This window comes from Pseudonocardia zijingensis (genome assembly GCF_042657305.1).
In the GTDB taxonomy this organism is placed as follows: Bacteria; Actinomycetota; Actinomycetes; order Mycobacteriales; family Pseudonocardiaceae; genus Pseudonocardia; species Pseudonocardia zijingensis.
Genome location: NZ_JBHSKO010000019.1, coordinates 151,997 through 164,616, shown reverse-complemented (window position 1 = coordinate 164,616; position 12,620 = coordinate 151,997). Strand labels below are relative to the sequence as shown.

The 12,620-nt window shown below is 68.5% G+C and carries 12 protein-coding genes and 1 pseudogene; 3 read left to right on the top strand and 10 right to left on the bottom strand.

The window, feature by feature from the left end; translation table 11 throughout:
• Positions 1 to 113: 113 nt before the first annotated feature.
• The 3 genes from ACFPL3_RS29770 to ACFPL3_RS29760 are packed head-to-tail and all read right to left on the bottom strand — an operon-like array spanning position 114 to position 1,488.
• A complete protein-coding gene (locus ACFPL3_RS29770) occupies positions 114 to 482 on the bottom strand; it encodes a helix-turn-helix domain-containing protein (RefSeq protein ID WP_343945116.1) in 369 nt (122 codons plus the stop codon).
• 51 nt (positions 483 to 533) lie between these two features.
• Positions 534 to 854: an epoxide hydrolase N-terminal domain-containing protein gene (locus tag ACFPL3_RS29765; RefSeq protein ID WP_379589772.1), complete on the bottom strand. Its 321-nt coding sequence runs from the start codon at positions 852 to 854 to the stop codon at positions 534 to 536.
• A 25-nt stretch (positions 855 to 879) separates the two neighbouring features.
• On the bottom strand, positions 880 to 1,488 hold the full coding sequence (locus ACFPL3_RS29760; RefSeq protein ID WP_343945115.1) for an NADPH-dependent FMN reductase: 609 nt from the start codon (positions 1,486 to 1,488) through the stop codon (positions 880 to 882).
• Between the two features lie 80 nt (positions 1,489 to 1,568).
• Here ACFPL3_RS29760 and ACFPL3_RS29755 point away from each other — a divergent pair, with 80 nt between their 5' ends.
• Positions 1,569 to 2,237 carry a TetR/AcrR family transcriptional regulator gene (locus tag ACFPL3_RS29755; protein WP_343945114.1) on the top strand — a complete coding sequence of 223 codons (669 nt, stop codon included), beginning with the start codon at positions 1,569 to 1,571 and terminating at the stop codon, positions 2,235 to 2,237.
• Between the two features lie 46 nt (positions 2,238 to 2,283).
• Here ACFPL3_RS29755 and ACFPL3_RS29750 read toward each other — a convergent pair whose 3' ends face one another.
• From ACFPL3_RS29750 to ACFPL3_RS29740, 4 genes and pseudogenes are all read right to left on the bottom strand, one after another.
• A complete protein-coding gene (locus ACFPL3_RS29750) occupies positions 2,284 to 2,754 on the bottom strand; it encodes a GNAT family N-acetyltransferase (protein WP_343945113.1) in 471 nt (156 codons plus the stop codon).
• On the bottom strand, positions 2,751 to 3,257 hold the full coding sequence (locus ACFPL3_RS42100) for an avidin-fold protein (RefSeq protein WP_465269436.1): 507 nt from the start codon (positions 3,255 to 3,257) through the stop codon (positions 2,751 to 2,753). The genes ACFPL3_RS29750 and ACFPL3_RS42100 overlap by 4 nt, the downstream gene beginning before the upstream one ends.
• 61 nt (positions 3,258 to 3,318) lie before the next feature.
• Positions 3,319 to 3,420: pseudogene (locus tag ACFPL3_RS42095) on the bottom strand (DUF6196 family protein); the annotation flags it as partial.
• Positions 3,421 to 3,855: 435 nt separating this feature from the next.
• Complete coding sequence (locus tag ACFPL3_RS29740; RefSeq protein ID WP_343945112.1) at positions 3,856 to 5,085, bottom strand: serine hydrolase domain-containing protein; 1,230 nt, start codon at positions 5,083 to 5,085, stop codon at positions 3,856 to 3,858.
• Positions 5,086 to 5,221: 136 nt separating this feature from the next.
• Here ACFPL3_RS29740 and ACFPL3_RS29735 point away from each other — a divergent pair, with 136 nt between their 5' ends.
• Both ACFPL3_RS29735 and ACFPL3_RS29730 read left to right on the top strand, forming a co-directional pair.
• A complete protein-coding gene (locus ACFPL3_RS29735; RefSeq protein WP_343945111.1) occupies positions 5,222 to 5,890 on the top strand; it encodes a response regulator transcription factor in 669 nt (222 codons plus the stop codon).
• The gene (locus ACFPL3_RS29730) at positions 5,875 to 7,089 is read left to right on the top strand and encodes a sensor histidine kinase (protein WP_343945110.1); all 1,215 of its coding nucleotides are present in this window, start codon (positions 5,875 to 5,877) and stop codon (positions 7,087 to 7,089) included. Before ACFPL3_RS29735 ends, ACFPL3_RS29730 begins: the two co-directional genes overlap by 16 nt.
• 1,017 nt (positions 7,090 to 8,106) lie before the next feature.
• Here the strand turns inward: ACFPL3_RS29730 and ACFPL3_RS29725 are convergent.
• From ACFPL3_RS29725 to bla, 3 genes are all read right to left on the bottom strand, one after another.
• Positions 8,107 to 8,796, bottom strand: coding sequence for a GntR family transcriptional regulator (locus ACFPL3_RS29725; RefSeq protein WP_343945109.1), 690 nt, complete (start codon positions 8,794 to 8,796; stop codon positions 8,107 to 8,109).
• Positions 8,797 to 8,862: 66 nt separating this feature from the next.
• Positions 8,863 to 9,897, bottom strand: a complete 1,035-nt coding sequence (locus ACFPL3_RS29720; RefSeq protein WP_379589770.1) for a D-cysteine desulfhydrase family protein — start codon at positions 9,895 to 9,897, stop codon at positions 8,863 to 8,865.
• Positions 9,898 to 11,485: 1,588 nt separating this feature from the next.
• Complete coding sequence (bla, locus tag ACFPL3_RS29715) at positions 11,486 to 12,403, bottom strand: class A beta-lactamase (RefSeq protein WP_379589769.1); 918 nt, start codon at positions 12,401 to 12,403, stop codon at positions 11,486 to 11,488.
• Between the last annotated feature and the right edge of the window lie 217 nt (positions 12,404 to 12,620).

The window sequence follows — 12,620 nt, the reverse complement described above, 5'->3', positions numbered from 1 at the left end:
CCATCCGAGACCCACTCCCGCCACTGACCCGCTGTCGACACCGACAGTGAAGCCCTCGCCCCGCCAGTCAGGGACGTTGCCCGGCGTGTCGCCAACCCGGTGAACGTTCATGGTCAACGCACTAGCGACCAGGTGGAGAACGCGGTGATGCCCCAGTCGGCGGGGGACGTCCGGGCGATCAGGCAGATCCACTCACGGACCTGTTCACCGATCTTCTTCCGGCGTCCCCCGCTCGGTTTTGGGTCCAGCGCGTCGAACCCCCGCTCGTTGAACGCGTGGATCACATCGCGGACGTAGTCGTCGCTGACCTGCAGCAACGACGTGATGTCCCAGACGGTCTGGCCCTGGGCGGACATCAGGACCACGATCGCGCGGCGCATCCGGATCGGGTTCTTGGCGGTCCGCGGGATGCGCTGAAGCTTGCGGCCTCCGTCCATCGCCAACGGCCGCACGAACACGCTCGGTCTGCGCGCCACCTTCACCTCCCGCACTCGACGTGCGGGCAGCCTCCCGAGACCAGCAGGCAAGATCAATTACCTGGTCAACACTGCGTGTCGAGCCACTAGTAGCGGGAGCGCGTGTGGGGGCTCGGCCGGTCGGGAGATCATCGTATGCACGCTCAGGCCGTCGACCTCCGCCCAGATGTGCCGGTAGCGGTTGAGCGAGGCCTCGCGGGCTCGCCAGTCGAAGCTGTGCCGCCAGCGTTTCGCGAGAGTGTGCACAAGCTCCGGGTCGATGCCGTCAGACCAGCTGGAGCGGACCGGAACCGTGGGCCGGCGTGTGCCATCCAGCCGGCGCGCCAGGTCGGCCAGGACGTCGTCACTGATGTGGACCCGTTGTTCGCGAAAGCTCATTCGATCGATTTTCCCATGCGTGCTCTCAGCCGCCGACTGCCTGGGCGCGCACCGGGGCCAGTGCGCGACTCCAGACGGTGACCTCTTCCAGTAGCTTCGCCAGGTCCCCGGCGTGGCGCTCGGCGGGCGCAAAGACACCGGTGACGGTCGGTTCGGTGATGTCGATGTCGGTGTAGTCGAAGTCGGTGAAGGTGCTCAGCGTGACCTGGGCGGCGACGTCGGCGAGCTTGAGTTCGGCGGCGATCTGGCGAAGCTGCTCGACCGCGCGCACCCCGCCGTTGACGCCGTAGCTGACGAACCCCGCCGCCTTGTCGTTCCACTCGTAGAACAGGTAGTCGATGGCGTTCTTCAGCGGCCCCGGCACCCCGTGGTTGTACTCCGGTGTGACGAACACGTAGCCGTCATAGGAAGCGATCGCCTCAGACCAGCGCTTGGTGTGCCCGTGCGCGTAGATGCCCCAGGCGCCCGATGCTGGCTCGTCGAGTACTGGCAGGTTGAAGTCGGCCAGGTCGACCAGTTCGACCTCCACGCCTTCGGGGGCAACGTTCCGGGCGGTTCTCAGTGTCCAGTCGGCCACGGCGTTCCCGCGGCGGTGCATGCGGGTGCTGCCAGCGATGATGGCGATACGAGTCACGGCGCCCTCCTTGGGGAGATGTAAAGTACAACGGTGACTTTACCATGGGCGCGGGCGTTCAGCGGAGGGATGGAGCCATCATGAGCCAAGAAGGAGCCGCACCCGAGCAGCCGACCAGCCGGCTACGGCCAGAGAAGCACGAGGCGATCATGATCGGCGGCCGCGAGGTCTTCGCACGTGACGGCTACGCGCGTGCCAGCATCGATGCCGTCGCGACAGCCTCGGGGGTTTCGACACGCACGATCTACAAGCACTTCGCCGACAAGCCTAGGCTGTTCGCCGCGGTCATCGTCGACTCCGCCACGCAGGTCGCCAATGCCGAGATCGCGCTCGTCGAACGTCGTCTATCGCGGGTGATGTCCGCTGAGGAGGTCGAGCCGGCTTTGCTGGCATTCGCGACCGACTGGCTTGACGACACCGGTGACTGGTTGGCCGGCATGGCGCACTCTGCGGCCCACCGGGCATTGATCGGCCAGGTCCAGGCCGAGGCTGCACACCTCGGCTCCGAGGTCATCGCCGAGTGGTGGCAGGCAGGTGCCGGACGGGTCCGCGCGGAGCTGGCCGCCGTTCTCGGCCGGTGGGCCGAGGCCGGGCTGCTGAGTGTCCCCGATTCCGAGCGCGCGGTGGTGCACTTCTCCCGTCTCGTCTCGGCAGTACCCGGTTCGCCGGCATCGACCATCACCGCGGGCGAGCGTTCGGCCTGGATCGCCGACGGCGTGCGCGTGTTCGTGCGCGCATACCAGGCGTGACCCGCGGGGCACCCCTCGCCTCGGGTTCCTCACGAGCTGGGCGTCATCAGTCGAGACGGTAGATGTCTTCGACGACATCACGACGTAGCCCCTCCGCCCACGCCGATTCCCGACCGATGCGCGCGAAGCCTGCGCGGGCAACCACGGTAGCGGAACCGAGATTATGTCGAGCAACGCGGGCGAAGAGCGGCCGTATGGGCTCGATCAGCAGGAAGGCCTGCACGCCCGCTGAGGCGATGCCGCGTCCCCACAGCCCGGGATCCACCCAGTACGTCAGTTCGCGGTCGCCCTCCACGGTGAAACTCCCGATCATGCCGACGAGACGCCGGTCTTCCTCGATCGCTCGCAGCATGACGTCAGGATTGGCCATAATGCGTTCGTAGTGGCTGTCGAACGCGGATCGGTCAGACGGATCCGATCGGGTGAATGCCGCCATCGTGACGGCTTCGCGATTGCTCTCCCAAAGGAACAGCGTACGGAGATCCCTCGGGGTCAAGTGTCGCAACTGGATTGTCACCGTCGGACTGCAGCTCCCCATATCGAACCGAGTCGGCGAAACTCAGCCGGCTCCACCGACTCCCAACGCCACCGGTGACGAGGGTACCTGCTCTGAACCCCTCGAGTTGGCATCCGGCTACAGGCTCGGGGTCGGGGGCAATCAGCACTTGCCTCCTGGAGGTGATTGGTGCCGCTGCCCTCGCCAGAGGACCAGGTGAAGTGTTCGGTGAGCTGCCATCGTCCGTCCTCGGAGCGGGCGAGCTCGGCGATCGACTCGCCGGCCTCGACGCTGCCGTCGACGCTGACCTGCAGGTAGTGGAACCGGGTCTTTGACGTGGCCGGGTCGAGAACACCGACGAGCCAGCCCTGGGCCACCGCGCCGCTACCGTACCGGGCGCTCAGGCGCGGTCCGTCGAGGTCGAAGCAGAAGACCGTGTCCAGACCGATCCGTGCGTTCGGCGCCGTGCGCACGACGCGCATCACGGATCCGTCGAGTGAACCAGCGGATCGAAGGCGCTCCAGAGCCGCCTGCAGTGCGCCGGCGGCGGCCTCGGGGACTCCGTAGTGATGCCGTTTCCTGGTTCTGCCCGCACACGACGAAGAGCCCGCTCCCGGTCGCAGCCTTTATTCGCGAGGCGAGCCATCCTACGAACCCGCTGTCGTCCGCATCGCAGCGCAGTACCAAATCGGAACACCGCGAAACCCTCCGCGGCCGCCGTCCCGACCGGGCACAGTGCGCTTGCCTGCCCCTCGTCGCGGATCACGGCGATCGCGTCGCGGCGTCGGGTCGCAACCGCTCCTTCCGCGAACGCCCAGGAGCGGGGAGCCAGATGAGCTGCGAACGTCGGAATACGCCTCGCAACCGGGTTTCGGTCTGGGCGGGCTCCTCGGATGAGACCGTGATCATGACTTCACCCTCGCGCTAGGAAATTTGTGAGACAACTCTCGCGGCTCGTCGTCGACCTGTCTGCGGCTGCGCTGGTTCCGAAGGGGCGCAGCGTGGTGCGGCGCGGCCTGGACAGGCGGTGGTGCGACAGCCGCATCCACCACGGGACGCCGCGCGAAGAGCGACGGTGGCGGGTCGTCCAGCGCGGCGCCGTTCGCAGCCCGATGGTCGCGCCTACGCGGTCAGGATCTCCTCGGACCTCCGCATCGCGGGCTCCCGCGCTTGGTCCTGGTTCGCGAGGACGACGACGGCGTGACCGGATTCCGGGTAGATGTCGAGTTCGGCCTCGTACCCGGGGGTGCCGCCGTTGTGGCCGACGATGCGGACGCCGTTCATCCGCCGGTCCACGAAGCAGTAGGCGTACTTCGGCGGCTCTCCCGCAGGAGGTCCCTTGCGCTGCCGGCCGTCGCCGGCCGAGGGGTCGGCTACAGGCGGAGGAGCGGGACTGTTCATCGCCACCTTCCCGGTGAGCACGGTGTCGGTCATCGTCGGACCGAGCAGTTGGTGGGTCAGCAGTGCGTGGGCGAAAGCGGCCATGTCGGCGACGGTGGAGATCGAGCCTCCGGCCGGGCTGCCGCCCTTGAGCTGGTCACCGACGTCCTGCAGGTCCGCTCCACTCGGCGATTCGCGCCGGTCACCGCTTCGCGGTCCGGCCTTCACCGGTTGGCCGTCCGGTCCGACGAGGATGTGCGGGTGGGCCATGTCCGGGACGTCGGCGGGGCGGTAGGTGCGGACGTCGGTGTCGACCATCCCAGCGGGGTCGAAGATGCGGTCGCGCACGTGCTCGACGTAGGGGCGACCGGAGACGTGCTCGATGAGAGCTCCGAGGGTGACGATCCCGGCGTTGCTGTAGCTGTAGCGCGAGCCCGGTGTGAACTGCAGCGGCTCGGCGACGATGTGCTCCATCAGCGCGGCGATCGAGTGGTTCTCCTCGGTGATCGGCTCGTCCCGGAAGATGTCGCCGGTGCCGGCGGTGTGGGTGAGCAGGTGGTGCACCGTGACGGTGCGGGCGATGTCGGGCGGGAAGCCTGGCACGTGCTCGCCGATCGGGTCCTCGAACGACACCTTCCCGTCCTCGACGAGCTGGGCCACGGCCACTCCGGTGAACATCTTGCCCATCGAGCCGATGCAGAACAGGGTGGCCGCCGTGTTCGCCTCCCCGGCCTCCCGGTCCGCCATGCCGTACCCGGCCTCGAGCAGCGGTCGGCCGTCGCGGGTGACGAGTACCGCGCCGGAGAACCGTCCGCTCTCGTTGAGCTGTCGCAGATACTGGTCGTAGCCGCTCCACTCGTCGAGGGTGGGAACGGGTTCGCTCGCGGGCGGCGCCGGCGCGTTACCGCAGCCCGCGGCGGCCAGGGGGGTCAGGAGCAGTCCGCTGACGAACGCCCTGCGGGGGATCGGCAATTTCGGTGTTTCCTTCCTGGGAGCGGTGCTGCGCACGGGATCGTGTCGCGCCGCCGCACTTCTACCGGGGCAAGTCGATCGTCGGCCGATCGACAAGCCATAGGTGATCCATAGGTCGGGCTGGGATGCTGATCGGGTGCGGGTGCTGCTGGTCGAGGACGAGCAGCCGCTGGCCGGGTACATCGCGGCGGGGCTGCGCAAGCACGGAGGCGTCGTGGACGTCGCCCACGACGGCGCGACGGCGCTCCAGAAGTGCGAGCTCACGCCCTACGACGTGGTGGTGCTCGACCGGAACCTACCGGGGGTGCACGGCGACACCGTCTGCCGCCGGCTCGCGCAGGACGGCACGGTCCGGGTGCTGATGCTGACCGCCTCGGGTGCTGTGCAGGACCGCGTCGACGGGCTCTCCCTCGGCGCCGACGACTACCTCGGCAAGCCCTTCGCCTTCTCCGAGCTCGTCGCCCGGGTGCGGGCACTGGCCCGGCGCAGCGCACCCGCCCGCCCGCCGGTGCTGCGGGCCGCGGACGTGGTGCTCGATCCGGCACGGCGCAGCGTAGAGCGCGCCGGCCGGATGCTGCACCTGACGCCCAAGGAGTTCGGGGTCCTCGAGCAGCTGTTGGCTGCCGACCAAGACGTGGTCAGCTCCGAGACCCTGCTCGACAAGGTGTGGGACGAGTACGCCGACCCGTTTACCAACGCGGTCCGGATCACCGTCGGCACCCTGCGGCGCAAGCTCGGCGACCCGCCCCTCATCGACACCGTGACCGGTGCCGGCTACCGGATCCGACCGTGTCCGTCCGGCTGAGCGCCCGCAGCCGGCTCGCCCTGCTCTACACCGCGCTGGTGCTGGCCGCCGGCGCCCTGATGACCGCGCTGACCTACGTCCTGGTGCGCCAGAACCTGACGACGCGCTGGGTCCTGCACCGCGTGCTGCCCGCCCCGGGGACAACGGCCCCGGGGCCGGAACCGCCACGGTTGCAGGCGCCCGACATCGCGGAGCAGGTGCGTGGCGCAGCCCTGGCGGAGCTGCTGAGCCAGGCCGCCGTCGCGCTCGCGGTGGTGACCCTGCTGGCCGCAGCGCTCGGGTGGGTGGTGGCCGGGCGCATCCTGGCCCCGATCCGCGCGATCTCCGCCACCGCACAGCGCCTTTCGGCCGAGGACTTGTCGGAGCGCGTGCCCGTCACGTCTCCGGCGGACGAGCTCGCGGCCCTCGCCGTCACCGTCAACGGAATGCTGGACCGCATCCAACGCGGCATCGCCGAACGCGACCGCGTGCTGGAAAGCCAGCGGCTGTTCACCGCCAACGCCGCCCACGAGCTGCGGACACCGTTGACCACCGTGCGAACCGCTATCGACGTCACCCTCGACGGCGATCCCAACACCGCCGAGCTGCTCACGATGGCCGCCGACGTCAGGGACGCGGTGGAGAACGGGCAGCGCACCCTCGACGGCCTGCTGGTGCTGGCCCGCAGCCAGGCCGGAGCGCGCGCGCCGTCGATCATGGACCTCGCAGACACCACCATCGGGGTGCTCGATGGCCTCGCCGCAGAGGCCTCGCGCCGGGGCGTCGCCGTGCACACCGACCTGCGCCCCGCTCCCGTGGTCGGCGAGCGCGTCCTGCTCGAGAGCATGGTGAGCAACCTGCTGGACAATGCCATCCGCTACAACAGGGCCGAGGGGCACGTCGTACTCGCCACCGGCGCATCGGCGACGCACGCGTTCCTCCGCATCTCCAACAGCGGGCCCTACATCGGCGCGGGCGAGGCGGAGCGGTTGCTCCAGCCCTTCGTCCGCGGCGCGTCGACCCGCGTACACGGCGCGTACGCCGACGGCGGTGCGGGCCTCGGCCTGTCGATCGTGCGAGCCGTCGTGTCGACCCACGGCGGGGAGCTTTCGGCGACAGCCCGCCCAGGCGGGGGACTGGACGTCATCGTCCGCATTGCCGCCGCACCCCGTGCAGCTCGCCTCGCGCTGCAGACGGGACCGGCCGATCAGGCTTCATAGTCTCCAGGTATCGGTGCAGCGAGAAGGCGGAGCACCGCGTCCAGGACGAGCCCGGTCACGCAAGCCCGGTCGGGCACCACCGCGGCCAGGTGCGCACGGGCTCGTCGTTCGAGCCGTCTCCTGAGCGAGTCTGACAACTGCCAGCACAATGCCGGAGCGCAGCAGGTCGCGTGATCGGTTTCTCATGTGATGGAACTCCTGCGTGGCCGGCTTCTCCCTGGCGCAACCTCGACGCGCGCTCCGCCCGGCCCGGCCTCCCGCGCCGGCCGGGCCGGGCTTCCGTCGCTGTGACGCTCAGATCCCGTGCCACCGGCTTGGAGGGGGAGGCTGAGGCCGCGAATCGTTCTCTCGACACGGCTCCCTCGGTCCAGGGCCCGACACCGGCCATCGCCGTCGGCACCCGGCGAGTTGGATACCGACCTCCAGTCTCACACGAGCCACCCGGCAAGCGAAGGCAGAGGCGACACCGTCCTGGCGCGCACGGTCAGGACTTGCGAGGCGCCGTGCAGCAGGTTCCATGCTCCCTTAGACACTTAAACTATAGTAACTTGGCGGCGCGATCCGTCCCCCAGGAGCAGCAGCAAGCGAGGCAGGGGAGAGGCATGGCGATTGAAGCGGTGTCGTTACACGGGAAGAGACTTGCCGAACGACTGCGGGACCTCCGCCCCTCGGTGATCCGGCGCATGCTCGCCGTGTCGACCCGTCCGGGCATGATCTCGTTCGCCGGGGGTGGCGTCCTACTCCGTACTCGCGCTGGTCTCGGGATCGCAGGCATGGGCAAGCCCGCCGGGTTTCAGATGTCGAGCACGTAACGAACATCCTCACGACGCGGTCCGCGAGCTTGGCTAGCAAGTCTATTCCGATGTCGCCCGGTCCCATCATCGCTACCGGGATGCGTTCTCGGCTCAAATCTGAAGCATCGTTGCACCGCTTGGGAGAGGGACCGGTGGGTCCGCGCTGATCGAGGTGGGGCAACTCGCGCGGATGCAGTGAGCGTCGGAAGGCTGTCGACAGGTTCTATGATTCAAGCAGGGTCTGGATCCGGGCGGCCGCTGCGCCGATGTGCGCACGAAGCAGGTCTGACGCCGCGTCGCCGTTCTTGTTCGCCGCTGCATTCAGAATTGTCCAATGCTCCCGCTGAGACTCGCGAAAGTAGGGATCTCGGTGGCGCAACAGCATCGAGTATCGGCTTGCGTTCCGCCAAAGGGTCTCGATTATGGTTAGGGTGCGCGGGCGGTCGCATGCGGCGTTGAGTGCGCGGTGGAACCGCCAGTTCAGATCCCCGTAGGCGACGGTATCGTTGATGCGGTCGCCCTCGCGGCAGATTTCCTTCGCGACCATGATCTGTTCGGGTGAGAGTCGCGGCACGGATGCGCGCAGTGCCACCGCTTCCAGATTGGCCCGCAACTCAAATATCTCGGCCGCGTCCGATGCTGTGAGTGGCACGACGAAGGCGCCCCGTCGTGGGTTGATCGCGATGAATCCCTCGAACTCGAGGCGTTGCAGCGCTTCGCGCAGCGGAACGTGGCTGAGGCCCAGGCGTGCGGCAAGTTGGTGCTGGTTGAGGCGGTCACCTGGTTGCAGCTCTCCGTTCAGGATAGCCTCGCGGAGTCGAGTGGTCGCGAATGCGCTCGCAGTCGGGTGCGCAGCCTCGCTTGCCGCGCCCGGCGGAGTGTAGCCTGTCCGCGAATGGCTTTTCGAGTTCATTGAATGTACCGCTCTGCGAGTTGGGCGATGTGACCTGGGGCGTTGTAAGAGTCGCACACTTCCGGTTCATGCGGCGAGTTCCGGAAACAGTGACCGATAGGCGTAGATGGCTGGCGATCCACCGGTGTGTAAAAACACAATCTGAGCGTCGGGCGCCAGCCGGCCCTCCCGAATCAGGCCGCACATTCCCGCCAGAGCCTTGCCGGAATAGACGGGATCTACGAGTAGACCTTCCATGCGGGCAGCCAGCATGATCGCGTCGAGGGTGGACTGGTCTGCGACGCCGTAGGCGTCGCCTGAGTAGCTGGACTCGATGCTGATTTTCTTCTCGAGCGGTGCGAACTCAAGACCGACCTCGTCCGCGAGCTCCCGCAGGATCGAAGCCACGCGTCGATGCACGCCCTCCGGCTCGGCGTCGATGTCGATGCCAATAACCTCGACGTCAAGGTTGAGCATGGCGAGTCCGGCGATCAGGCCCGCTTGCGTCCCTCCGCTCCCGCTGGCGTGAACAATGTGAGTGATGGTGACGTCCATCGCCAGTGCCTGATCGGCAATTTCTAACGCTGCACCGAGGTAGCCGATAGCGCCGAGACGATTCGCGCAACCGTAAGGGACGATATATGGACGACGACCGCTCGCTTTAATGCGCAATGCTATTTCGGCAAGTTTTGAAGTCCGATCGTCGCCAATGGTCATTGGCTCGTGGGTAGCGCCGTAGAGGTGATCAAGAAGGATATTTCCGGTCTGTCGGTAATCGCGGTCGATGTTCGGAACGCGATCTGTGATCACCCCGAAGTGGCACCCCAATCCGAGCTTGGCCGCGGCGGCCGCGACTTGCCGAACTGAGTTCGACTGAATGACGCCCGCCGTGATGAGGACGTCGGCTTCCTTGGCGACGGCGTCCGCGGCCACATACTCAAGCGCGCGCACCTTGTTCCCGCCGACGCCAAGCCCGGTTGCGTCGTCCCGCTTGATCCAGAGTTGAGGGCCGTCGAGGAAGGAGGTGAGTCGCCTCAGCGGCTCGAACGGCGTCGGAAGATGGCCGAGCTCTAGTCGTGGGTGACGACGCAGGACGGCGGCCAGAGCTTCGCGACGCGACATGCGGGGAACTCCCATCAGCTAGGGTCTAGAAATTATACTATCTGGGGGCAGCTGGTGCTCGACGCTGCCGCGAGCGGCACGGCGGAGAGCCGTCGTGTGGAAGGCAGTCGATCGGCGTGGGCGCTGTCCCTTGTCTGCGAGCACGCTTGCGCGCGAGCACCTCATCGACGCAACAGGTGAGGAGGTGAGGAGCTTGCCGAGGTAGGCAATCAAGGAGTGGCGACATCGGTCGCAACACCGTCGCGACCGTCGTGTTTGAGGTCCGCGGCGCGAGGGCTGCATGCTGGTCGCGCGGTTGAGCGGTGGCTCGAGGTCAAGCCACCACTGGGAGGCAGCGGGCAGAGCTTCGCGGGCGACGTGGTGCGGGGTCGAGGTCTGCGCGGCGGGAATGGACTTCACAGCGGCCGGAGGTGCGCCAGCCGATGGGGCTGGCGCCGGTGCGCGCCGAGCAGCGTGTGCTGAAGCGGGGCGTGGTGGGTGGCGGCAGGCGAGCCGGCGCACAGGTCACGCCCAGCTGTGAAGGGACCTTTCGAAGCATGTCCTTCGGATATCTGGCGCTGACCCATCCGGACGCCGTACGGGCACTGGCTTACCACGGGCGCCTTGCAATCTTCTTGCGGCAGTCGGACGGGCCGGTCACGGCGACTGAGTGAGCTCAGGTCGCGGGGCTCGGCCCTTAGGCGTGCAGCTACCACCTCCGCATGCTGGCCAGGTGGGGATGGTGGGAACGCCGATGACGGGCCCTCGCCCACCGGGTCACGCTCCAGCGCGAGCACGGCGCGGTCGACGATTCCGAGCACGCCGTCGCCGCCTGGCTGCTGCTGGAGCAAGGGCTACAGCTCGTATCCGGCACCACTGCCGACTTCAGCCGAGCATGCGCGTGGCGGACGGGACAGCATCCAACTGGCGCGCGACCAGCTCGACGGTTTCCGCCAGCGACAATCCCTCGTGATGACGCGCTCGCCGGTCACACCGAGCAGGTCGCGTGGCGCCCACCACGTCTTCATATCGGCCACGCTGAACTCGGCGGCCTGTGGACGCTCCGCGTGCAGGCGCGGCATCGACCATCACCGCGGGCGAGCGTGCGGCCTGGATCGCCGATGGCGTGCGCGTGTTCGTGCGCGTTAACCACGCGGCACCCCTGCCGCTCCGTCACGAGCCGGGCGCCGTCGGTCGAGGCGGGTGGACGTCTTCGATACCCGCGGCCTCGACGTCAGGATCGGCTGTGCCGCGTTCGTCCGTCGTGGCGGCATCGGGGCTGCCCCTGGGGCAACGGTGCGTCGAGGTCCGCCCGGTCGGCGCTCGTCTCCTGCAGGTGGTTGGTGCCGCCCTCGCCCGTGGATCGTGTGACGTGCTCGGCTGCTTCCTGGGGGTGGTGCTGCGCGCGGTATCTGTCGCAGTGCCGCACGTCCATTTGCGCGGGCCGATTGGCGACCGACCGTCGAGCATGTGCGGTCCATACGCCGGTGCTGGTGCTGGTGCGACGAGCCGTGGACACAGTCCGCTGCGGCGACCGCGTCAACTGGGCTGATTTGCGCGGACCCGGCGCGCAGCGCGAGGACCGCAGAGGCCCCGGTGCGGCCGCCGATTAGCCGAGCTCCTGCGCCACGGCCGCCGCTGCAGCCTCGAGCAGCGCGTTGTTCCACGTCGCGTCCTTGGCCGCCCGGCTCGTCAGCACGGCGACGGCGATCGGGGCCGCGTCGGGCGGCCACACGATCGCGACGTCGTTCGCGGTGCCGTAGCTGCCCGTTCCGGTCTTGTCGCCGACCCGCCAGCCCTCGGGCACACCGGCGCGTATGCGCTTGTCACCGGTCGTGTTGCTGACCAGCCACTCCGTGAACAGGGCACGGTCGTCCAGGTCGAGGTGGTCGTTGAGGACCAGGGCCCGGAAGCTCCCGGCGATCGCGCGCGGGGTCGTGGTGTCGCGCTCGTCGCCGGGTACCGCGGTGTTCAGCTCGGGCTCGGTCCGGTCGAGCCGGGTGACACGGTCCCCCAGCGAGCGCGCGAACTCGGTGACCCCCGCCGGTCCGCCGACGTCGGCGAGCAGCAGGTTGCCGGCGGCGTTGTCGCTGTAGCGGACTGCGGCGTCGCACAGCTGCCGGACGGTCATGCCCCGGGCGACGTGCTGCGCCGCGATCGGGGAGGGGTCGATGAGGTCGGCCTCGGTGTAGCGCACGAGTCGGTCGAGGTACTCGGGAGGTGTGCGCTGCAGCACGGCGGCCGCGGCCAGCCCCTTGAACACCGAGCACATCGCGAACCGCTCGTCGGCCCGGTAGGCCAGCTCCCGGCCGCTGCCGGTGTCCACCGCGTACACACCCAGTCGGGCGTCGAACCGCTGTTCCAGCTCGGGTAGGGAGTTCGTGCTCGGCGGTGTCGTCGGCGCCGCGGACGGCGTCGCGGGCAGGGCGGGTGCGGGCGGCGCGGCCGCGGGGGCGCTGCAACCGGCCAGCGGGAGCAGGAGCGCCGCCGCCAGCACGGAGCGGCGGCGCGGACTCGTCTCGATCATGTGTGACAAGCAAGCAACTCCGCGGTGGGACGGCAAATATGGCAACACGCTGGACGCGATACGGATCGGCTATCGCTGCCGCTACGGCCCACGCCCCAGACCTTCTGCGGCACCCCCGGTTCCGCCGGGTTCGCCGAAGTGGGTTACCCCGGCCGACGCACCGCACCGCACCGGTGCACGGTCGCGACCACGGCATCACCAGGCCGCCCGGGTCCCG